This window comes from Bacillus sp. MBGLi79 (assembly GCF_002953915.1).
In genome coordinates this window covers 1,410,182-1,429,623 of the sequence record NZ_CP026521.1, presented here as the reverse complement: position 1 = coordinate 1,429,623, position 19,442 = coordinate 1,410,182, and the positions used below count along the sequence as shown (strand labels likewise).

Below are 19,442 nucleotides of genomic sequence, written 5' to 3'. Positions count from 1 at the left end.
ACTCCTTTTATTACCCGATCCATTTATGATAAATGGATTTTGCCCGGGCAATATCATTCGTTCCATGGATCAAAGCTCTTCCGTCCCGGAACAGCACCATTTTCATATCATCCGAGCGGCAGGAAATCAAATACGGGTTCGCGGCTACTTCAAGCCCGGCCTGCCTCAGCTGACCGGCAAGCACTTCAAGATCCGCTTCTTTTGTAATGGATGATCTGATCTGCACCGTGTTCCTGCCGCACAATACAGCCGCTTTTGTTTGGTTTTCATATGACAAAAACGGAAAATCCCTTGTGCCGCAGCTTGGGCATGCGTCATGTTTGAGACTCGCCGCTCTCACTTCTGACCGCTCGTTTTTCCACAAGTCAAAGGAGCGCAGCACCGGCTCGCACTCTTCTCCCGTCAGCAGCTTCAGCGCATCTGTTACCTGAAAGACTGCTACCTGCAAAACAGCCGGACTGATGATGCCGGCTGTGTCACACGTTGCTCCGCCAATCGGAAGTGTATCGAGCAAGCAATGCAGGCAAGGGGTAGATTCCGGCACCACGGTAAAGGTGAGGCCGTAGCTCCCTACACAGGCACCGTAAAGAAAAGGAATCCCTTCTTTTACCGCAGCATCATTTACGATCAGGCGGGTTTCAAAATTATCAGCCGCATCCACAATAATCGAGGCGTCCTTAATCAGCTCGAAGACATTTTCCGCTGTCACATCCATGACAAGGCCAGTCACATCGACATCACTGTTAATCGAACGGAGACGATGCTCCGCCGCGGCTGCTTTCGGCATTTCTTTTTTGACGTCATCTTCTGTATAAAGCTGCTGGCGCTGGAGGTTGCTCCATTCCACATAATCTCTGTCGGCAATTTTCACAGAGCCGACTCCCGCCCTCACCAGCATTTCTGCACTTGCTGTTCCGAGTGCGCCGGCGCCGATAATCACGGCGCGCGCTTCCTTCAATTTTTTCTGGCCGGATGGGCCGATCGGAGCAAACAGCTCCTGCCTGGAATACCTGTCCGTCATACAGGAAGACCTTCTCCCGGACTGCTTGCCGTTCCGTATTGCTTAAGCGGGATTCGGCCCGCCTCATAAGAAAGGCGTCCTGCTTCCACCGCGAGCTTCATGGCACGAGCCATTTTCACAGGATCGTATGCGCCTGATACAGCCGTATTGAGAAGCACGCCATCCGCTCCAAGCTCCATTGCATATGCCGCATCTTTAGGCGATCCTATCCCCGCATCCACGATGACAGGCACTTTCGCCTGTTCAATAATAAATGACAGATTCAAAGGATTTAAGATTCCTTGTCCCGATCCAATCGGAGATGCACCCGGCATGATGGCATGAACGCCAAGCTCTTCCAGTTTTCTCGCCAGCACAACGTCATCCGACGTGTACGGGAGCACAATAAAGCCCTCTTCAAGAAGCTGTTCAGACGCTTTCAATGTCTCAACAGGGTCAGGCAGCAAGGAACGGCTGCATCCGATGACTTCAACTTTAATCATGTCACAAAGGCCTGACGCTTTCGCCAGCCTTGCAATTCGAACCGCTTCTTCAGCAGTGCTGGCGCCCGCTGTATTCGGCAGAAGCGTATATTTGGATAAATCAAGCTGTTCCAAAAAATTCGGCTGAGATGCTTCAAAGATGTTCATTCTCCGCACAGCAAATGTTAAAATATCAGACTCGGAAACAGCTACTGCTTCCTTTTGAGTTTCAAACGATGGGTATTTCCCCGTGCCCAGCAGCAATCTTGATTGAAATGTTTTTCCGCCAATTGTTAACATGCTCATCCGCCTCCTACAAAATGGACAATTTCAATGACATCGCGATCACAAAGCTCAACCTCGTGATAACGTTCTTTCCCAATTATTTCTTTATTTCTTTCCACGATAACGATTTTATTTTCGAGCTGATAAGACGCCAGCAGGTCTTGAATTGTACCTGCGTCTTTTTCCCACTTCACGTCTTTACCGTTCAGCTGTAGCATCATATCTGAACCGCCTCCTTGCGATCAATTCGGAATGCGTGCAGCCAGTCTTGGTTGACCTCTTTATTCATGATGAGATCACTGATCAAAGCGCCAGTTGCAGGAGCAAGCAGGATCCCATTTCTGAAATGGCCCGCCGCAAATAAAATACGGCTGTCCTCAGGATGTCTGCCGATGTACGGTTTTCCATCCTTTGTTCCCGGCCGGAGTCCCGCCCGAAAACGATCCACCTTCATATTTTGTATAGCCGGCAGCATGGTTTTCGCTTTTTTCATAACCGACTCCAATCCGCCAAGATCAGGTGTTTCACTCCAGTCCCCAGGCTTCATTGTCGCGCCGACAACAAGTCTGCCGCTTTTTCTCGGTACGATATAGCAATGGTCATGATAAAGCGTTTTTGTCAGCGGGATATCATCATTCCAAACGGACAGGCACTCCCCTTTTACAGGAAAAAATGTGTTGTTCAGCCCGAGCTGTTTAAAAAACACCCCGCTCCACACCCCGCTGGCAACGACAACATGATTAGCCCATACATCTCCGCTCGGGGTCTTGATGGACAGAGCTTCACCGTCACGTTCGACATGCAGGACAGGCGTATGCTCAAAAATCTCCGCCCCAAGCGCTTTCGCTGCTTTCGCATATGCCTTGCAAACGTAATAAGGCTCAACATGCACATCATCCTGGATAAAAGATGCACCCAAGATGTCACCAGACGCATGCGGCTCTTTTTCTAAAACCTCTTCTTTTGTATACCAGGTGACAGAGTCCAAATCGTCCATCTGTCTCAGCCTCAGCACATCTTCTTCAGAAAATGCAAGCTTAAACATACCGCCGTTATGCTGCCTGATGTCCACACCGGATAATGCATAAAGCTCTTCTTCCAGACCTTTGTACAGACGCTGGCTGTGCATAGCGAAATCAAAAAACGCGTCACGTTCCTCGCATTCGGCATGGGCGCCCAGCATTCCGGCAGCGGCACTTGTCGTTCTGCCGCCCATTGTTCCGCTTTCAAATAATGCGATGCTTTTGTTTTCCTTTGCCAAATGATAAGCAATCGCGGAACCGATAATTCCGCCTCCAATCACCACTGCTTCATAATGCCTTTTCATAGCGCATCTCCTTTAGCTTGCGGGAATATCGTCTGGCTGCTTCCAAGGGCTCAGCGGCAGAGAAAATTCCTGACATGACAGCGATGCCGTCCGCCCCTGCTTGTTTTACGTCTCTTACCCTTTCCGGTGTCATCCCCCCGATGGCTATGACCGGGATGGAAATCCGCTGTTTGATATCTGACAGCAAAGACACCCCTCTGCCTTCAAGGCCCTTTTTGCAATCCGTTTCAAACACATGGCCGAACAGCACGTAGTCGGCGTCTTCCTTTTCTGCTTGAACCGCTTCCTCCAGTGAATGCACCGACCTCCCGATATGAAGGTGTGGAAACCTGGCTCTGACCTGCTTCGGTGAAAAGCTGGTGCTTGGCAGCTGTACGCGATGAATAGTAGAAAGAAGTGCAATATCCACGCGCCCGTTCATCACCAGTTTTCGTTTATCTATACCGCCTTCAAAAATAAGCTCGAGCAGTTTCAAAATATCCGCCGCCGATTTTGAGCGTTCACGAATATGAATAAAATCAACTTCATTCTGAATCGTAATGATGGTTCTCGCTAACTCTTCTACCGGCTTGCTGTCATCCGTTATGGCGTGAAGCTCCACATTCCTCCACCTCTTTTATGGCGCTGTCAGACCAGCCTTCTTTTCGATAGGCCATTCCCCAAAATTGATATTCATAGTAGCTGGAGATGACAAAATTCTCTTTCATCTGTGCACGCACTTCCTCCGTGCTGTTTTCCGCCAGCTCATCAAAGCGGTTGATTTGCTCCTCGACCTGTTGTCTAAACCAGTCACCGCCGTACGTCCCAATCCACTTTTGATAAATCGGATGCCCTGGATCGCAATGCAGCAATTTCTCACCAACCTCGTAATAAAGCCAGTAGCATGGCAGCAGGGCCGCTAAGATTTCTGCGAAATTCCCGCTCAAAACCGAACGGTACATATGGGATGTATAAGAATACGCAGTAGGAGACGGCTTAAACGCCTTACGCTCTTCCTCGCTGATTTCCAACAGCTCGGCAAACTCCCGATGAAGCGCCATTTCCGCCTCATATGTACCTTGGGCATGGCTTGCCATCCGCCCCGTTGTATAAAGGTCCTTCGCATAAGCGGCGCCAAATGACTGCACCTTTGCAAAATGCGTTAAATAATAGGAATCCTGAAGTACGTAGTATTTAAAACGGTCAATCGGAAGCGTTCCGTCACCGATTCCTTGAACGAACGGATGGACAAAGCTCCCCTCCCACCATTCTGCGGCTGCACTGCGGCATTCTTCTGAAAACTTCACAAATCATTCCCCCTCTGATAAATAAAAAAACCACTTTCCCGCAAGGAAAAGTGGTTTGGAATTGGCATAGTAAAATAACACAAATACCGCTCCACTTCCCTACGCAGGTCTGAACCTGTTCAAGTTATGAGGGTCTAAAAGTCACACTTTTATCTCAGCCCTTTATGAAGGACACCCCTAGTGGTTAAACGAATACATATTGAATTGTTCTGCACCTCTATATTAACACGAATCCTTATTTGGTCAAGATTTATCCTTCCAATGTTTTCTTAAGATCTGTTACGTATCCCCGAGATCCGGTGACAATTAAGCGATCCCCAAGTTTCAGCCTTGTATCCCCATGAGGAACGATGCTGTCTACACCTCTGAAAATCCTGACAAAGATGACGTCGCCGGTTAAAGGGAATTCCCGTAAAATCACACCGTCGTATTTACTGTTCTCCATATTAATTTGATACAGGGAAGACTCCTGGTTCGTGAGCAGCTTCATGACGCCAGGCGCTTCAATCAGAGCGCGAAGCAGCGTTTTTGTCGACAGCAGAATAGAAAAGATGCTGATTCCCTGCTCCTTCAGAACTGCTTCATGCTCCGGTGATCCTACGCTTGCAATGACTCTTTCTGTGCCTTTTTCTTTTGCAAGTAATGCAATGTCTGCATTCATATCTTCATTCCCGGTCGCCACAACAAGGATATCCGTTTCAAAAATGCCGAGTGATTCAAGCGTCTCGTGTTCATAGTCAGAAATTGTTTCAACAGCAAACACTGATTCCGACAGCTTTTCCTCTGCATTCTCTTGGTAGACGTGCACAACACGCACGTCATACTCTTCCTCTGGCAATTCAAGTGTGACAGGCAAAGTCATTTGATTGGCGCCGATGAACGTAATCGTCTTTTTCTCCTCCGGCTGCTCTTCCCGTTTGTACAACTTTTTAAAACAGATTGGCGTAAAAATACTTGCGATGACAGCTACTAAAATGAGCGCTCCTGACATATTTGCGCTGATCACGTGAAGCTGCTGGCCGATTGTTGCCGCTGCAATCACGAGCGAAAGCGTTGATGTCAGCAGAAAACCGGACGCGAAAATGGTTCGGTTATCATACCACTTCTTTAGGTACATGACAGGAATGATTTTGCTCACTAACAGCGCCAGAAGCAGAAGCGGGATCATGATTAAAATTGTTTTATCCTGGAAAAGAGTCCAAATATCAAGCTTCACACCGACCATCACGAAGAAAATCGGTATTAAGAACCCATAACCGAATGAGTCCAGCTGCTGAACAAGTTCTTTGTTTGGCGAAAGCAGGGAAACAAGAACCCCCGCTAAGAAAGCGCCGAGAATATTTTCCGCCCCAAGTGATTCAGACAGGGCAACGAGTACAATAATTAACGTAAAAATGGCACGCGTCCCGATCTGGATTGTCCCTTTTGACATGGACTGAACAAAAGAGCGATGTTTGAAGACCCTGCCGAAAAAGTAAAGCACCACTCCGGCCGCAAACAGGATCATCAGGAGCCACATGTTTCCGCTGTCCTCTCCGTATAAAGAAGAAAAAACAGCAAGAAGAATCATCGTAGCCAAATCAGCAATAACAGCAACGAGCAAAATAATCTGCCCGATATTCGAATTCATGATCCGTTCTTCTTTTAATGTTGGAACGACAACGCCTAACGAAATCGTTGAAATAATCAGGGTCATCAAAAATGCATTTTGAATAAAACCCGCCAAGACGAAGCCATAGGACAGCAGCAATGATAAAATAAAAATACCGACGAAAATAATAGATGCCGCAGCAAACGTATTAGGCGCTTCCTTACCGTTCGGCAGGAGCTGCTTTTTCTTCCCTTTCTCAAAAGATGAAAAATCAATTTCAAGCCCGCTTAAAAACATTAAAAAGATAAATCCGAGCATAGAGAGTGTTTGGAGCCAGGTGTCACCCTCCACAACTAAATTAAGGCCGCTTTTCCCAATAATCAGCCCCATAATGATTTCAGCAACAACAACCGGGATGCTGAGTTTAAACCGATGCAAAAGGATGGGTGTCAAAAATGCAACGATAAGTACAACAACTAAAGATGCGACAGATGTATGCGCCATAATCAGAACCTCCTTTTTTAGTCAGGGTTATGCTAGTTCTCAATCAAAGAACAAAACCTCATTTTTAAAAAACATAACGCGATTTTAACAAGGGTCATGATGAAAAATAAAGTGATAAGCTCTTAATCCTGTTTAGAAAATGATTCTTCTTCTATAATTTGCACATAAAAGCTTGTGATGACTCACAACACTTTGCTTCATAATAAATAAAACAATCGGTAAGGAGGATACCGCATGGCTTACGATATCATCAGCGATATTCATGGCTGCTATGACGAAATGACTGCATTAATCCAAAAGCTTGGTTATACAATCAAAAATGGAGTACCTGTCCACGAAGAAGGCAGGGTGCTTGTTTTTGCCGGAGATTTAACTGACAGAGGGCCCAAATCGATAGAGGTCATCCGATTTGTAGCCAGCGCTTACGAAAAAGGCGCTGTACGTTATGTCCCGGGAAACCATTGCAATAAGCTGTACCGCTACTTAAAAGGCAATCCGGTAAAAGTGATGCATGGTCTCGAAACAACAGCGGCAGAGCTTGAGGAACTTTCCAAGGATGAGAGAAAATCAGTCAGCGAACAGTTTATGAAGCTGTACGAAACAGCGCCGCTTTACGACATCTTACATAATGGAGAATTGGTTGTCGCCCATGCTGGCATAAGAGCTGACGATATTGGCAAATATACCCGCAGAGTGAAGGACTTTGTGCTTTTCGGTGATGTGACAGGTGAAACATATCCGGACGGCAGACCCGTCAGGCGTGATTGGGCGGCAGCCTATAACGGGAAGGCTTGGGTGGTATACGGCCATACACCAGTGAAAGAGCCTCGGAAGGTTAATCGCACCATCAACATTGATACAGGCTGCGTGTTCGGAAATAAACTGACAGGCTTTCGCTTTCCAGAAATAGAAACCGTCTCTGTTCCAAGCTCCCTGCCTTACGACGAATCAAGGTTTCGCCCCATATAAAAAGGAGAGAATCAATGATTCTCTCCTTTTATCAGTTTTCTCATATCCTGAGGCAATGAAGCATGAAACGTCATGTTCTCCTGTGTCAGCGGATGGATAAACGAAAGATGCTCGCTGTGCAGAGCCTGCCGGCCAATGTTCCGTCTCGTTCCGCCGTACAGTGTATCGCCGCACAACGGGTGCCCGAGATAACTCATATGAACACGAATTTGATGGGTTCGTCCAGTCTCAAGCTGCAACGTCACCGAGCTCATATCGTCATGTGCACATGTGACATAAAAATGCGTAACAGCCTTCTGGCCGTCTGGCGTTACCGTCCGTTCAATTATACTGTCAGGATGTCTGCCGATCGGGGCATCGACTGTTCCCTCCATCTGCGCCATCCGCCCATGAACCACTGCTGCATACCGGCGTTTCACGAGTCCGTTTTTTTGCGCTGACGATAAAATGGAGTGGGCAAATCGATGCTTGGCAACAAGCATGACTCCCGATGTATCCCGGTCTAGCCGGGTGACAAGATGAACTGTCGCCCTCACTCCGTTTTTTTGATAATGATGAATAATTCCATTAGCAATGCTGCCGGAGGGGTGCTCTCTCGAAGGGATTGATGACACATACGGCTGCTTGTTTATCACAAGCACATGTTCATCCTCATAAAGAATATCGAGCGGAACAGGCTCTGCCAGCAGCGTCTCGCTCACCTGTTCCTCAGGAAACTTCACGATAAGAAGATCTCCCTCTTTCAAAATGGCTTTAACCGTCACATGCTCGCCGTTGATCAGCAGGTCTCCCCCGCCAAACTTAATATCGGTCAGCAGACGTTTCGAAATTCCGAGTTCATCGGCATATTCTTTTACAGTCATACCATCCTCGGCGGAAGTAATGTTCTTTCTGATATAAAAATGCTCCACGATACGTCCTCTTTCTATTCACCTTTTCCGATAAACGAATCCTGGACTCTTTTCCAAAATGGAAACGGACGGAATCTCGCAAACCGCACTTTTTCGGATGCAACCTGGCAGCGGATCGACTTCACATCCTTATGAAGAAGGGTTAAATGGTCAATCGTCACTTGAAAGTCAACTTCGTTTCTCGGCTTAATCATGCAATCATGATGGGATGGGAGAAGCAGAGGTGATCCGACCGTACGGAACACGCGATTATTAATAGATGCCATTTCCGCAAGCTGGATCGCCCTGATAGACGGATGGATTATCGCTCCGCCCAGCGCCTTATTGTAGGCTGTGCTGCCTGATGGCGTTGACAGGCAGAGGCCGTCGCCCCGGAAGGTTTCAAAGAGCTGCCCCTTGATTTCCACATCAGCAACAAGGCTTCCTTCTATGCTTTTAATCGTACATTCATTCAAGGCTAAGTATCTTTCTTCCCGCTCGTTTTCGTGATAGGTCACAATGACTTCGAGAAGCGGATATTCGACAGTATGATACGGCGTTTTCGCAATTGCGAGAACAAGTTTTTCAATTTCATGAGGAACCCAGTCGGCATAAAACCCCAGATGACCTGTGTGAACACCGACAAATGCTGTTTTGTCCAAGCGGTCGCTGTATCTGTGAAAAGCATACAAAAGCGTTCCGTCGCCTCCGACCGAAATAACGATTTCCGGTTCATTTTCATCCAGTTCCATATCAAAATCCAATAAATACGCCTGTATTTTGCTTTTCAGCGTATCAGAAACTTGATCTCCTTTTGATGATACGGCAAATTTCATGCTCTTCTTCCCCTTTACCTATTGTTGCTCGCTTCCTTTTTTCTTTCTTGAAAAGGCAGCTTGAGCTTCCTGTACTTCACCCCTGATCTCCGACATCTCTTCGTCAAGCCGGGAAGCCGCTTCAGAAGCGCGCTGAAGCCTTAGTTTCACTTTTTCAGGAATGTTTCCGCTGTATTTATAATTCAATGAATGCTCAATGGTCGCCCAAAAATTCATCGCCAGTGTTCGGATCTGTATTTCCACGAGAACTTGCTTTTCCCCGGACACCGTCTGCAAAGGATATAGTACAACAAGATGATAAGACCGGTATCCGCTCTCTTTATGTTCCGCAATATAATCCCTCTGATCCACAACGGTGAAATCTTTTCTGGCAAAAAGCATCTCTTTTACGATTTGGATGTCATCGACAAATTGGCACATGATTCTAAGGCCAGCGATATCCTGCATGGTTTCAATTTCATGCAGCGGTATGCTTTTCCGTCTCGCTTTTTCAAGTATGCTTGCCACAGGCTTGACGCGTCCGGTCACAAATTCGATCGGTGAATGGTCGTCCTCATATTCATATAGTGTGCGGATCCCCTTGAGCTTCACTTTCAACTCTTCGACAGCCTGGCGGTACGGCACTAAAAAACGCTCCCATTGTTTGTCATCCATCATACATCCCCCAATTCCGAACCAGTTTCTATAAAAACACGCGTTTCACTTTTTCTTCCATCTCTTCTCCATAGTTTGCGTTATCTTTTATATTTTCTAAAAGATATTCCAGCTCCTCATGCAGGCCTGCCAGTTCAATCGTTTGGTCTCCTGCCTCTAATAAGACCGGTATTTTTTGTGCATGGGCCTGCTTCAATTCCGGCCATACATGTTCCTTTATAATGACATATTCAAAAGAATCAGCTAATTCAATTATGTATACAAAAGCAAAGTGGTCAGAATCAACAAGCATTTGACCTGACGGCTTGCGTGCTGCTTCGTCTCCTTCTGTCTGACAGGCAAGGCGAAGCTGATCATCCGATAATGTTGCGTTCAAAATTTCGATTCTGTTTTGCATAATGCTCTCCTTTTTAAACAAAGTTCAGATTCATTTTATCATATCAAGCTCGATATTGATAAACCAAACATCTAAAGAGATAATAGTAAAAATAAGATTTACAGGGCGGAAAGGAAGATCATCATGACCCAAGAAATTGAAATCGAATTTAAAAATATGCTGACCAAACAAGAATTCAAAAACATAACAGCGGCACTCCAGCTGACAGAAAAAGATTTTACAGATCAAAAGAATCATTATTTTGATACAGACAGCTTTGCGCTGAAAAAAAAACATGCAGCGCTTCGTATCCGCAGAAAAAACGGAAAGTATGTCCTTACATTAAAAGAGCCGGCTGATGTGGGGCTTCTGGAAACGCACCAGCAGCTTTCAGAGGTATCAGATCTAGCTGCATTTTCAGTTCCCGAGGGCCCTGTGAAGGACCAGCTGCACAAGCTTCAGATCGATACGGATGCCATTCGATACTTTGGATCTTTAGCAACAAACCGAGCGGAAAAAGAAACAGAAAAAGGCTTAATAGTTTTAGACCACAGCCGATATTTAAATAAAGAGGACTATGAAATTGAATTTGAGGCGGCGGATTGGCATGAGGGCAGACAAGCCTTCGAGAAGCTGCTTCAGCAATTCAGCATTCCTCAGCGCGAAACCAAAAATAAAATTCTGCGTTTTTATGAAGAAAAACGAAAGTCTATATAAGGTGGAATGACATCGTGAATGTAACGAATTGGGCAGCTTTACTTCAGCTTCAGGCACTACAGTCCATATCTAATGCACGCAGCAGCTCGGACACTCAGAATACGGAAAGCCCGCTTTCAAGTTTCAGCTCTTTGCTCAGCCAATATACAAACGGTCTGGCATCTCAGCAATCAGCACCTTCTTCATCGCCAAGCCCGCTCAGCATGCTGAACAGCGCGAATACAACAGCGTCGTCACTGCTTTCGGCGTATGGGCTCAACTCATATACGAGCAGCAATTCAGGTTCAATCACAAAAGCGGCAGAAAACACCGAAACAGCTGCTGCAGATTCAGCTTCAAACAAACATGAAGCAAATCAGATCAGTTCGGGAGACTTCTCCGTTGACAGTGCGATTAAAAAAGCCGCTGATAAATATGGCGTCGATGAAAAACTGATTCGTGCCATCATCAAGCAGGAATCAGGCTTTAATGCAAAAGCGGTCAGCGGAGCAGGTGCGATGGGCCTCATGCAGCTGATGCCATCAACAGCAAGCTCACTAGGCGTTTCCAACCCGCTTGATCCGCAGCAAAATGTGGAGGGCGGAACGAAATATTTAAAACAAATGTTGGATAAATACGACGGCAATGTGTCTATGGCATTAGCGGCTTACAACGCCGGACCGGGGAATGTTGACCGGTACGGAGGCATTCCTCCTTTCCAAGAAACGCAAAACTATGTAAAAAAAATAACTTCAGCTTATTACGCGTAACCAGAGGGCTCCCCCTCTGGTTTTTTTGCGAAGTGAAATCTTACGCATTCCTGATTTTTATGTGATATGATATGAAATACAAACCCCGGCTGTCAGCCGAAATGAGTTATCATACGCAAAAAAGGCAGTTTGTTTGTAGAAATGATGCCTTGTTGCTAAAATAAACCTAGATGAAACAATGAAATACAGAAAATTACTTTTTGCAATAGGATTTATGATTCCTATTAGCCATATTTAAAGGAGTAGTCAACATGGGACAATCGTTTAACGCACCTTATGAAGCGATTGGAGAGGAACTTCTATCGCAACTTGTTGATACTTTTTATGAGCGTGTCGCGTCTCATCCTTTGCTGAAGCCGATTTTTCCGAGCGATTTGACAGAAACCGCCAGGAAACAGAAGCAATTCTTAACTCAGTATTTAGGCGGGCCTCCTCTTTATACTGAGGAACACGGCCATCCTATGCTCAGAGCAAGGCATCTTCCCTTTCCAATTACAAACGAGAGAGCTGATGCGTGGCTCAGCTGTATGAAGGACGCAATGGACCATGTAGGGCTGGAGGGCGAAATTCGCGAGTTTTTGTTTGGCCGCCTGGAGTTGACAGCAAGGCATATGGTGAATCAAACGGAAGCGGAGGATCGATCATCTTGACAAACTATCAGCATGAGCTATACTTCGCCCATTGCCACGGTCATCCAAAAAAACCGCTTGAGATTTATATGTTTGTAGACCCTTTATGTCCTGAATGCTGGTCCTTAGAGCCCGTCATCAAAAAGCTGAAAATTAGATACGGACGTTTTTTCACCTTACGTATTATCGCTTCCGCAAGCCTTACCGCTTTAAATAAAAAGCGAAAAAAGCATCTTCTCGCAGAAGCATGGGAAAAGATCGCGAGCCGCTCAGGCATGTCGTGTGACGGCAATCTCTGGTTCGAGCAAGATCAGCCGCTTTCATCACCTTATATGGCTGCTCTCGCTTTTAAAGCAGCCGAATTGCAAGGAAGAAAAGCCGGTATGCAATTTCTCAGAAATATGCAGGAGAGCCTATTTGTTTCAAAGAAAAACATCACCGATGAAAATGTGCTTTTGGAGATTGCTGAAAATACAAGTCTCGATCTTGAAGAATTTAAAAAAGATCTGCATTCTCAAAGCGCGGTCAAGGCGCTTCAATGTGACATGAAAATTGCTGCTGAGATGGATGTTTCTGTTAATCCGACACTGACGTTCTTCAATACGCAGCATGAGGATGAAGGGCTTAAAGTTCCTGGCAGCTATTCATATGATGTATATGAAGAAATTTTATTTGAGATGCTTGGCGACGAGCCGAAGCCGTCGGAAACACCGCCTTTAGAATGTTTTATTGAATATTTCCGCTTCGTTGCCTCGAAGGAAATTGCTCTTGTATATGACCTGAGCCTTGAAGAGGTAGAAAAAGAAATGAAAAAATTGGCGTTTGCTAAAAAGGTTGCCAAAGTGGAGGCCAAACACGGAATGTTTTGGAAGTCTCTCAGCACTTATTCTGATGAATATCAATCATGTGAAAAATAGCCGCAGGCGTGCATATGCTTGAGGCTGTTTTTTTTGCGCCAAAACCAAACGTATGTTCTAAATTTAATACTAAAGAAACCGCGCCGGGATAAGCGCGGTTTCATATGTCTTAACGACAACAAAGGGGATGGGAGAAATTTTTCACGGTCAAACAAAGGGGTAATGTTTGTTTGTGATCAATTTCACATCCTTATGATAACAAAAGATGTCGACTTTTGACAACCTCTATGCTTAATGTTCATATTTTTGTCACAAAACATAACGGAGTCCATTCACTCATATCCTTATAAGGAAAAAGGACGAGGAGGACCGTCATGATGTCTACTTTGATCTCGATTGTGTGCATTGCCGTTTTTTTCTGTCTGAATATCTTAGGCATGATGCATATGCTGCCGCTTTATATTACCTCTCCTCTGCTGTTTCTGTCTATTTTGTTTACCCTCTACCGCTTGAATCACCGGAAAACCTTTAAAGGGTTTTAAAAAAGCCTGTGCGTCATTTACGCACAGGCTTACTTTTTTTAAGACTGCTTGACTTTCATCAGCAGCTCTTCCATTTCATCGAGTTTTTCTTCAAACATTTTGCAAGCAGCTTCGATTGGCTCTGGAGACGTCATATCAACGCCCGCTTTTTTCAGGACATCAATCGGGTATTGTGAGCTTCCCGCTTTCAGGAAGTCAATATAACGGTCAACCGCAGGCTTCCCTTCCTTCAAAATCTGGCTGCTTAATGCTTGGGCAGCGCTGTACCCCGTCGCATACTGATACACATAGTAATTGTAATAGAAGTGCGGAATCCGCGACCATTCAAGGCCGATTTCCTTATCAATCACCATGCCGTCTCCGAAATACTTTTTATTCAGATCGTAATAAACATTTGTCAGGAGCTCAGGTGTAAGCGGCTCGCCTTCTTGCGCCTTTGTATGGATCAGATGTTCAAACTCGGCAAACATCGTTTGTCTGAAGACCGTTCCCCTAAAGCCTTCAAGCATATGGTTGAGAATATATAAACGCTGTTTTTCATCCTCTAAATTATTCAGCAGATATTCGCCAAGAAGCGCTTCATTTGTCGTAGAAGCAACTTCTGCGACAAAGATGCTGTAATTGCCGTATGGATATGGCTGGTGCTTTCTCGTATAGTAGCTGTGTACGGAATGTCCAAACTCGTGCACGAGCGTAAAGAGATTATTGACGTTATCATGCCAGTTCATCAAAATATACGGATTCGTGCCGTAAGCTCCTGATGAATAAGCGCCATTGCGTTTTCCTTTATTTTCATAAACGTCCACCCAGCGGTTTTCCAGTCCTTCTTTTAGGATAGAGGCATATTCCTCCCCTAAAGGTGCGAGGCCTTTCAGCATGTAATCTTTGGCTTCCTCGTATGTCACCTTCATCCCCGCATCCTTCACAAGCGGTGTATACAGATCATAGATATGCACCTCATCTAGCTCAAGCACTTTCTTTCTCAGCGCGATATAGCGGTGGAGAAGAGGCAAATGCTTATTAATCGTCTTCACGAGGTTATCGTATACTTCCTCAGGAATGCTGTTGTTAGAAAGCGCAGCCTCACGCGCTGACTTGTACTTTTTCACTCTCGCGTAGAAGTTGTCCTTTTTCACAGTGCCGCTTAGTGTCGTGGCCATTGTGTTTTTATATTGTCCGTACGTTTTATACACTGCGTCAAACGCATTTTTGCGGACTTCGCGGTTTTCACTTTCCAAGAAATTAATAAAGTTGCCGTGAGTGATCTGTTTTTCATTCCCATCTTCGTCTTTAATGGACGGGAACGTAATATCTGCGTTATTTAACACGCTGAATGTATTTGAAGATGACCCTAATACCTCGGAAGCCTCAGCAAGCAGCGCCTCTTCCTTCTCACTCAGCACATGCGGACGTTCTTTTGTAATCTCCTCAATCGCATGAGAGTACAGCTTTAATTCTTCTTTTTCAAGAATGAACTGCTGCAGTTTGTCTTCTTCTATGGATAAAATTTCAGGAACCAAATAAGCTGTCGCGCTTGCGGCCTGTGTATACAGGTTTCCCGCCTTGTCATTCAGCCCTTGGTAAAAGGAGTTCCCGGTATCCTGGTCAGAGCGCATATGCGCATATGTGTACAGCCTTCCCAGCCGCTCCATCACTTTATCTTGGTACGTAAGAGCCTCGTATAAATGATCAGCTGAATCGGCCAACTTTCCTTTATACTTAGATAAATTCGGAATTAATTCTTTTACAGCTTGAAATTCTTTATTCCAGGCCTCATCACTAGGAAAAATATCCTCAAGTCTCCATGTGTCTTCTGCCTTTACCTCACTTCTGTCAGGCAGTTGATTTGCTTTTTTTTCCTCAGCCATGGTGATCCCCCTCGTCTTCTTTGATTCAAGCCAATTGAAAAAGCAACTGTTTCCCAATAAACTTGTGTTGTGAATATCTTCCGGTTTTTCACTGCCTTTTGTCAAATCATATGCAGTAATGAAGAGAACGAATGCCAAAAAAGCAGTAAAAACACGAAAAACCTTTCCTTTTGTGCCGTTCACAGCCAGCCCACCACCTTTGTCTTAGGGTGAGCCAAATCAGACAAACTCATTCTATAAAACAGCTGCGGTCTCTTTCTATGAGATCCTGCATTGAGCGAATGCCATCTGCAGGCTGGTTCAGCACATATACTTCTTTCTGAGTCTCCCTTAAAAATCCCTTCTTGCACAAAAAATCAATGTACTGTTTAACAGCTTCAGAAAGACACTCTTCGCTGCATTCGAATCTGAGTGCCATGTTCTTTTTATGAATGTGCAGTTTGCATTGCTGTAAAACGGCTGAAAAACGAATTGGCGCACGTTTCTCTCCAAGATCCGTGATAAACAGGTAAAGAAACCCCTGCCACACAAAAACCGGACTCTTAAAAACTGCCCCTTTTACAACAGGAACAAACACTTCAGTCGGCAGAAAAGAAAAGGGCGTCTGCCGCTTCTCATAAAACAGCTGCTTAAGGCGATTTGTTTCCTTTGAGTTAAACCGATGGGGTTTATGGCGAAAACGGTGAATCGCTTTCGTCCAGCCTGAATATTGAATTGGGGATTTCGGTTCAGTAAAAAAAAGATCGTCTATACCTGCCCGATGGATAGGGATCGTTTGGACTGAGGAATAAGAATGGGTTGTGTAGAATGGAATGATGTGGCTGAGCCGGAGAAAAGAACGCCTTTCCGGACAATAACATATCAGTTCTCTGTATGGGTTGGCATTGATAAATTGCCAATGAAAAGCTGAAAGCTGATAAAAGGACGAAGCAGTCCGTTGTAAGCGGCTGTGTCCCATAATCCACTGCGGGATGATCCCTGCTTGTTTGAAGCCCTCTGTCCGCTTTTGAAAGACATCCGGACTGATCGTGGCACATTGATATTCAACAGCAAGCATACGCTCCTTGATCCTTGCCAAGACGTCCGGTCTCTGGTTGATTTCCTTTATATACGGTTCCAATATGGGAGAAGCCTTTTGCGTTTTCAGCCATATGTACAGCTGTCTTTTTCCTTCTAAATGGTAGGCACTTTCCGGTTCTATGTCTATGGAGCAGGACTTGTTCTGTCTATGGGCGAAATGCGGCGCTTTTTGAAGTCCGAGCTTCACAGCAAGCTCTTCTCCGCATACCGGACAGAAGAATCGTTTCCGCTTTAATTTTTGGCTTTGCTGAGCGCCCAGAAGGTGAAACATTTGACCGTCTTCAGTCACAGCACTAAACAATTGTCATCTCTCCTTTCCAGTTGAGGTATACTTTCTGGATAAAATGATCAACTCCTGTTCGCTGTATGTTCGCTTGTACGTATGTTTTCGATTTTTCACATCTTAAAATGGCATTTTAGTGCATAAAAAAACCGATTTCCGGAAAGAAATCGGTTTGCTATGATGCAAAGTGTTTTTTTATCGTTTCTAGAGCATGCTCTGAAATAATCAGCTTGCCGTACTCTTCAAGACGGTGTATGCTGATTGAGGATTCATTTGCGTACTCCAGCAGGATGCTTAGCTGATTTTCAACCTCTTCATCAGTCATATTGCAAAAATCCACATATAAATAATATCGGTTCTCAAACGAATATAAAGTCGTTTTGCTTCCGTTAACGTTCAAATTAGATAGAGAAATAACATCCTCAAAATCGCCAAATCGCAAGACAAATTGAAGCTTTTGCTCCTTCTCTTCCTGATTGATGGCCTGCTCTTCTTTCTGGAAATCATCCAGCAAGGCGTCAAGGTCCTCAGATGCTGGTTCTTGCTTTTTATCCTCAGGAATCGGCAGTTCGAGCTTTTGTCCGTCTTTGGAAAGCTGGGCTTTTGTGACGATGATTTCTAATCCTTTGTCAAGCGCCTGAACTTGAATCCAAAGAGGGCCTTCCACAGCGAATTCCTCTTCTTCATGAACTTCATCCATGACTTCCCAGAACAGTTCTTCACTGCGCTCACGGTTATACCAAATTTCTTCTCTGTCAAAACCGCGATCTTCAATATCTCCGTAAGACATATAAAATTTTACTGTATGCTCGTTAATTCTTTCAATTTCCATTTGCCAACCTTCCCTTCTATATAAGATGTTGAAGGGACATCTAAGCTCCCGATTAATTGTACTTTACTACACTTTACCCATTCCGTCCACATCTTAACCTTAAGCAAGGCCAGTGTGAATTCCTTTGTATTTCTATTTTATGATAAAACAGTCACAAAAGAAATAAAAATGCACCTTTGCCTAAAAAACGGCAGTTCAGGCTGCTGATATCATAAAATGCGGCCTGTCTCATATAGTAGTAGTACAAGCGAAGGACTGAAAGCGAGGTGCCGATTCATGGAGCATGACTATCTGATTTCTCTGCTTGTAATTGTTGGGATCGACCTGATCCTTGGCGGAGATAATGCGGTCGTCATTGCCATGGCCAGCAGACATTTGCCGGACAAGCAAAGACAGCAAGCTATTATTCTCGGAACATTTATAGCCGTTGCCATGAGAATCGGATTAACAAGTGCAGCAGTATATCTTTTGAACATTCCGTTCTTGCAGTGCGCCGGCGGAATTTTCCTGCTGTATTTAGGATATCAGCTGCTGATCGAAAAAAAAGATACGCAGCACATTAAAAGCAGCACCTCTTTGTGGAGAGCGATACGAACGATTGTGCTTGCAGATCTCTTTATGTCGCTGGACAATGTCATCGCAGTTGCAGGAGCGTCACACGGTGAGTTTTCTCTCGTCGTCATAGGTTTGTGTGTATCGGTTCCGGTTATTATTTGGGGCAGCAAACTCATCCATATTGCACTAGGGAAAATACCGCTTCTGATTTACGCGGGAAGCGGGCTGCTTGCCTATACTGGCGGAGAAATGATTGTCAGAGACAAAAAGCTGTCTCTTTTTATGGCGCAGCACGGCACAGTCGAAACACTCCTCCCCATTTTGACGGTTGCGTTTGTCATTCTTGCGAGCATTTATTACCAGCAGGTTGAAAAATAAAAGGAGGCTGATGACTCAGCCTTCTTTCAGCGTGTCGACAAACCTTTGCATTCGTTGTCAGACCTGCGCGTCGGTGCTCACGAATAAACATATTCGTTGTGCTCCAATGCTCGGCCTTCCTAGACTTCAAAGGTTTTCAATCACGCTGAACTGAAAAGGTAACAAAATCCTAAAACAAAAAACCGTTTTAGGATTTTGTCAACTATCCAAAAAAGAAGGCTGATGACTCAGCCTTCTTTTGATGATACGATCTATTAGTTTGCCAAACGCTGTGCTTCTCTTAATTGGAAAGAGCGAACTTTTCTTGGCAGGAAACGTCTGATTTCGTCTTCGTTATATCCGACCTGCAAACGTTTTTCGTCGATGATGATCGGACGGCGAAGCAAACCTGGATGCTCGTTGATCAAGCGGTACAAATCTTGCAGCGGCATAGATTCAACGTTCACATTGAGTTTTTGGAATACTTTTGAACGGGTTGAGATGATTTCATCTGTTCCGTCCTCAGTCATACGAAGAATTTGTTTTATTTCATCAATTGATAAAGGTTCAGAGAAAATGTTTCTTTCTACAAATGGAATATCGTGCTCCTCGAGCCACGCTCTCGCCTTTCTGCATGAAGTACAGCTTGGTGATGTGTATAGTGTAACCATTCATCTTCACTCCTCTAATTAGTAGGATGAACATCTATTTTATTCTTAAATTGAAATTACTCTAAAAAAGGAATCTTTACAGGTATTATACTATAAAAAAGT

At 44.9% G+C, this 19,442-nt stretch carries 23 protein-coding genes and 1 riboswitch; of the genes, 7 read left to right on the top strand and 16 right to left on the bottom strand.

Annotated features, from left to right (window positions below; all coding sequences use genetic code 11):
* Positions 1 to 10 precede the first annotated feature (10 nt).
* The 7 genes from thiF to C1T29_RS07160 all read right to left on the bottom strand — a co-directional run bounded on the left by thiF (position 11) and on the right by C1T29_RS07160 (position 6,475).
* On the bottom strand, positions 11 to 1,021 hold the full coding sequence (thiF, locus tag C1T29_RS07190) for a thiazole biosynthesis adenylyltransferase ThiF (RefSeq protein WP_103748909.1): 1,011 nt from the start codon (positions 1,019 to 1,021) through the stop codon (positions 11 to 13).
* On the bottom strand, positions 1,018 to 1,788 hold the full coding sequence (gene thiG / locus C1T29_RS07185) for a thiazole synthase (protein ID WP_103748910.1): 771 nt from the start codon (positions 1,786 to 1,788) through the stop codon (positions 1,018 to 1,020). The genes thiF and thiG overlap by 4 nt, the downstream gene beginning before the upstream one ends.
* Positions 1,785 to 1,985, bottom strand: a complete 201-nt coding sequence (thiS, locus tag C1T29_RS07180; protein WP_015252345.1) for a sulfur carrier protein ThiS — start codon at positions 1,983 to 1,985, stop codon at positions 1,785 to 1,787. Before thiS ends, thiG begins: the two co-directional genes overlap by 4 nt.
* Positions 1,985 to 3,094: a glycine oxidase ThiO gene (gene thiO, locus C1T29_RS07175; RefSeq protein WP_103748911.1), complete on the bottom strand. Its 1,110-nt coding sequence runs from the start codon at positions 3,092 to 3,094 to the stop codon at positions 1,985 to 1,987. Before thiO ends, thiS begins: the two co-directional genes overlap by 1 nt.
* Positions 3,078 to 3,695: a thiazole tautomerase TenI gene (gene tenI / locus C1T29_RS07170; RefSeq protein WP_103748912.1), complete on the bottom strand. Its 618-nt coding sequence runs from the start codon at positions 3,693 to 3,695 to the stop codon at positions 3,078 to 3,080. The genes thiO and tenI overlap by 17 nt, the downstream gene beginning before the upstream one ends.
* On the bottom strand, positions 3,670 to 4,380 hold the full coding sequence (gene tenA, locus C1T29_RS07165; RefSeq protein ID WP_095432618.1) for a thiaminase II: 711 nt from the start codon (positions 4,378 to 4,380) through the stop codon (positions 3,670 to 3,672). Before tenA ends, tenI begins: the two co-directional genes overlap by 26 nt.
* 79 nt (positions 4,381 to 4,459) lie before the next feature.
* Positions 4,460 to 4,569, bottom strand: a riboswitch (TPP riboswitch).
* 61 nt (positions 4,570 to 4,630) lie between these two features.
* Positions 4,631 to 6,475 (bottom strand): monovalent cation:proton antiporter family protein, encoded by a 1,845-nt coding sequence (locus tag C1T29_RS07160; RefSeq protein ID WP_014663543.1) that lies wholly within the window; start codon positions 6,473 to 6,475, stop codon positions 4,631 to 4,633.
* 234 nt (positions 6,476 to 6,709) lie between these two features.
* Between C1T29_RS07160 and prpE the strand changes: the two genes are divergently transcribed.
* Positions 6,710 to 7,444: a bis(5'-nucleosyl)-tetraphosphatase PrpE gene (gene prpE, locus C1T29_RS07155; protein ID WP_103748913.1), complete on the top strand. Its 735-nt coding sequence runs from the start codon at positions 6,710 to 6,712 to the stop codon at positions 7,442 to 7,444.
* Positions 7,445 to 7,455: 11 nt separating this feature from the next.
* On the opposite strand, the gene C1T29_RS07150 is transcribed toward prpE, so the two are convergent.
* Genes C1T29_RS07150 through C1T29_RS07135 form a run of 4 tightly spaced genes read right to left on the bottom strand, consistent with a single transcriptional unit; the run spans position 7,456 to position 10,221 of the window.
* Positions 7,456 to 8,355, bottom strand: coding sequence for an RluA family pseudouridine synthase (locus tag C1T29_RS07150; RefSeq protein WP_189396835.1), 900 nt, complete (start codon positions 8,353 to 8,355; stop codon positions 7,456 to 7,458).
* Positions 8,356 to 8,369: 14 nt separating this feature from the next.
* Entirely contained in the window at positions 8,370 to 9,170 is an 801-nt protein-coding gene (locus C1T29_RS07145; protein WP_003232918.1) for an NAD kinase, read from the bottom strand.
* A gap of 18 nt (positions 9,171 to 9,188) precedes the next feature.
* Entirely contained in the window at positions 9,189 to 9,824 is a 636-nt protein-coding gene (yjbM, locus tag C1T29_RS07140) for a GTP diphosphokinase (RefSeq protein ID WP_103748914.1), read from the bottom strand.
* Positions 9,825 to 9,852: 28 nt separating this feature from the next.
* Positions 9,853 to 10,221 (bottom strand): UPF0738 family protein, encoded by a 369-nt coding sequence (locus C1T29_RS07135; RefSeq protein WP_071582219.1) that lies wholly within the window; start codon positions 10,219 to 10,221, stop codon positions 9,853 to 9,855.
* Positions 10,222 to 10,344: 123 nt separating this feature from the next.
* On the opposite strand from C1T29_RS07135, the gene C1T29_RS07130 reads away from it, so the two are divergent.
* The 5 genes from C1T29_RS07130 to C1T29_RS07110 all read left to right on the top strand — a co-directional run bounded on the left by C1T29_RS07130 (position 10,345) and on the right by C1T29_RS07110 (position 13,694).
* Positions 10,345 to 10,917: a CYTH domain-containing protein gene (locus C1T29_RS07130; RefSeq protein ID WP_103748915.1), complete on the top strand. Its 573-nt coding sequence runs from the start codon at positions 10,345 to 10,347 to the stop codon at positions 10,915 to 10,917.
* Positions 10,918 to 10,931: 14 nt separating this feature from the next.
* Entirely contained in the window at positions 10,932 to 11,666 is a 735-nt protein-coding gene (cwlQ, locus tag C1T29_RS07125; RefSeq protein ID WP_071582220.1) for a bifunctional muramidase/murein lytic transglycosylase, read from the top strand.
* Positions 11,667 to 11,917: 251 nt separating this feature from the next.
* Complete coding sequence (locus C1T29_RS07120) at positions 11,918 to 12,316, top strand: globin domain-containing protein (RefSeq protein WP_003232928.1); 399 nt, start codon at positions 11,918 to 11,920, stop codon at positions 12,314 to 12,316.
* Complete coding sequence (spxH, locus tag C1T29_RS07115) at positions 12,313 to 13,212, top strand: protease adaptor protein SpxH (protein ID WP_041521296.1); 900 nt, start codon at positions 12,313 to 12,315, stop codon at positions 13,210 to 13,212. The genes C1T29_RS07120 and spxH overlap by 4 nt, the downstream gene beginning before the upstream one ends.
* A 314-nt stretch (positions 13,213 to 13,526) precedes the next feature.
* Complete coding sequence (locus tag C1T29_RS07110; RefSeq protein WP_003244944.1) at positions 13,527 to 13,694, top strand: hypothetical protein; 168 nt, start codon at positions 13,527 to 13,529, stop codon at positions 13,692 to 13,694.
* A 38-nt stretch (positions 13,695 to 13,732) separates the two neighbouring features.
* Here the strand turns inward: C1T29_RS07110 and pepF are convergent, their stop codons facing one another.
* The 4 genes from pepF to C1T29_RS07090 form a co-directional block, all read right to left on the bottom strand.
* A complete protein-coding gene (gene pepF, locus C1T29_RS07105; RefSeq protein ID WP_168780813.1) occupies positions 13,733 to 15,562 on the bottom strand; it encodes an oligoendopeptidase F in 1,830 nt (609 codons plus the stop codon).
* Between the two features lie 229 nt (positions 15,563 to 15,791).
* Positions 15,792 to 16,943 (bottom strand): competence protein CoiA, encoded by a 1,152-nt coding sequence (locus C1T29_RS07100; RefSeq protein WP_103748917.1) that lies wholly within the window; start codon positions 16,941 to 16,943, stop codon positions 15,792 to 15,794.
* Positions 16,944 to 17,100: 157 nt separating this feature from the next.
* Entirely contained in the window at positions 17,101 to 17,757 is a 657-nt protein-coding gene (mecA, locus tag C1T29_RS07095; RefSeq protein ID WP_069149371.1) for an adaptor protein MecA, read from the bottom strand.
* Complete coding sequence (locus C1T29_RS07090; protein WP_134975725.1) at positions 17,724 to 17,864, bottom strand: hypothetical protein; 141 nt, start codon at positions 17,862 to 17,864, stop codon at positions 17,724 to 17,726. Before C1T29_RS07090 ends, mecA begins: the two co-directional genes overlap by 34 nt.
* A gap of 169 nt (positions 17,865 to 18,033) precedes the next feature.
* On the opposite strand from C1T29_RS07090, the gene C1T29_RS07085 reads away from it, so the two are divergent.
* Complete coding sequence (locus C1T29_RS07085) at positions 18,034 to 18,690, top strand: TerC family protein (protein WP_014663533.1); 657 nt, start codon at positions 18,034 to 18,036, stop codon at positions 18,688 to 18,690.
* 254 nt (positions 18,691 to 18,944) lie between these two features.
* On the opposite strand, the gene spx is transcribed toward C1T29_RS07085, so the two are convergent.
* Positions 18,945 to 19,340, bottom strand: a complete 396-nt coding sequence (gene spx, locus C1T29_RS07080; protein ID WP_014476435.1) for a transcriptional regulator Spx — start codon at positions 19,338 to 19,340, stop codon at positions 18,945 to 18,947.
* Positions 19,341 to 19,442 lie beyond the last annotated feature (102 nt).

Coding starts and splice junctions, on each gene's coding strand:
- C1T29_RS07110 (WP_003244944.1), top strand. CDS start 13,527: ATGATGTCTACTTTGATCTCGATTGTGTGCATTGCCGTTTTTTTCTGT.
- C1T29_RS07145 (WP_003232918.1), bottom strand. CDS start 9,170: ATGAAATTTGCCGTATCATCAAAAGGAGATCAAGTTTCTGATACGCTG.
- thiF (WP_103748909.1), bottom strand. CDS start 1,021: ATGACGGACAGGTATTCCAGGCAGGAGCTGTTTGCTCCGATCGGCCCA.
- thiG (WP_103748910.1), bottom strand. CDS start 1,788: ATGAGCATGTTAACAATTGGCGGAAAAACATTTCAATCAAGATTGCTG.
- thiO (WP_103748911.1), bottom strand. CDS start 3,094: ATGAAAAGGCATTATGAAGCAGTGGTGATTGGAGGCGGAATTATCGGT.
- C1T29_RS07160 (WP_014663543.1), bottom strand. CDS start 6,475: ATGGCGCATACATCTGTCGCATCTTTAGTTGTTGTACTTATCGTTGCA.
- C1T29_RS07130 (WP_103748915.1), top strand. CDS start 10,345: ATGACCCAAGAAATTGAAATCGAATTTAAAAATATGCTGACCAAACAA.
- spx (WP_014476435.1), bottom strand. CDS start 19,340: ATGGTTACACTATACACATCACCAAGCTGTACTTCATGCAGAAAGGCG.
- mecA (WP_069149371.1), bottom strand. CDS start 17,757: ATGGAAATTGAAAGAATTAACGAGCATACAGTAAAATTTTATATGTCT.
- prpE (WP_103748913.1), top strand. CDS start 6,710: ATGGCTTACGATATCATCAGCGATATTCATGGCTGCTATGACGAAATG.
- C1T29_RS07085 (WP_014663533.1), top strand. CDS start 18,034: ATGGAGCATGACTATCTGATTTCTCTGCTTGTAATTGTTGGGATCGAC.
- C1T29_RS07120 (WP_003232928.1), top strand. CDS start 11,918: ATGGGACAATCGTTTAACGCACCTTATGAAGCGATTGGAGAGGAACTT.
- yjbM (WP_103748914.1), bottom strand. CDS start 9,824: ATGGATGACAAACAATGGGAGCGTTTTTTAGTGCCGTACCGCCAGGCT.
- thiS (WP_015252345.1), bottom strand. CDS start 1,985: ATGCTACAGCTGAACGGTAAAGACGTGAAGTGGGAAAAAGACGCAGGT.
- pepF (WP_168780813.1), bottom strand. CDS start 15,562: ATGGCTGAGGAAAAAAAAGCAAATCAACTGCCTGACAGAAGTGAGGTA.
- C1T29_RS07135 (WP_071582219.1), bottom strand. CDS start 10,221: ATGCAAAACAGAATCGAAATTTTGAACGCAACATTATCGGATGATCAG.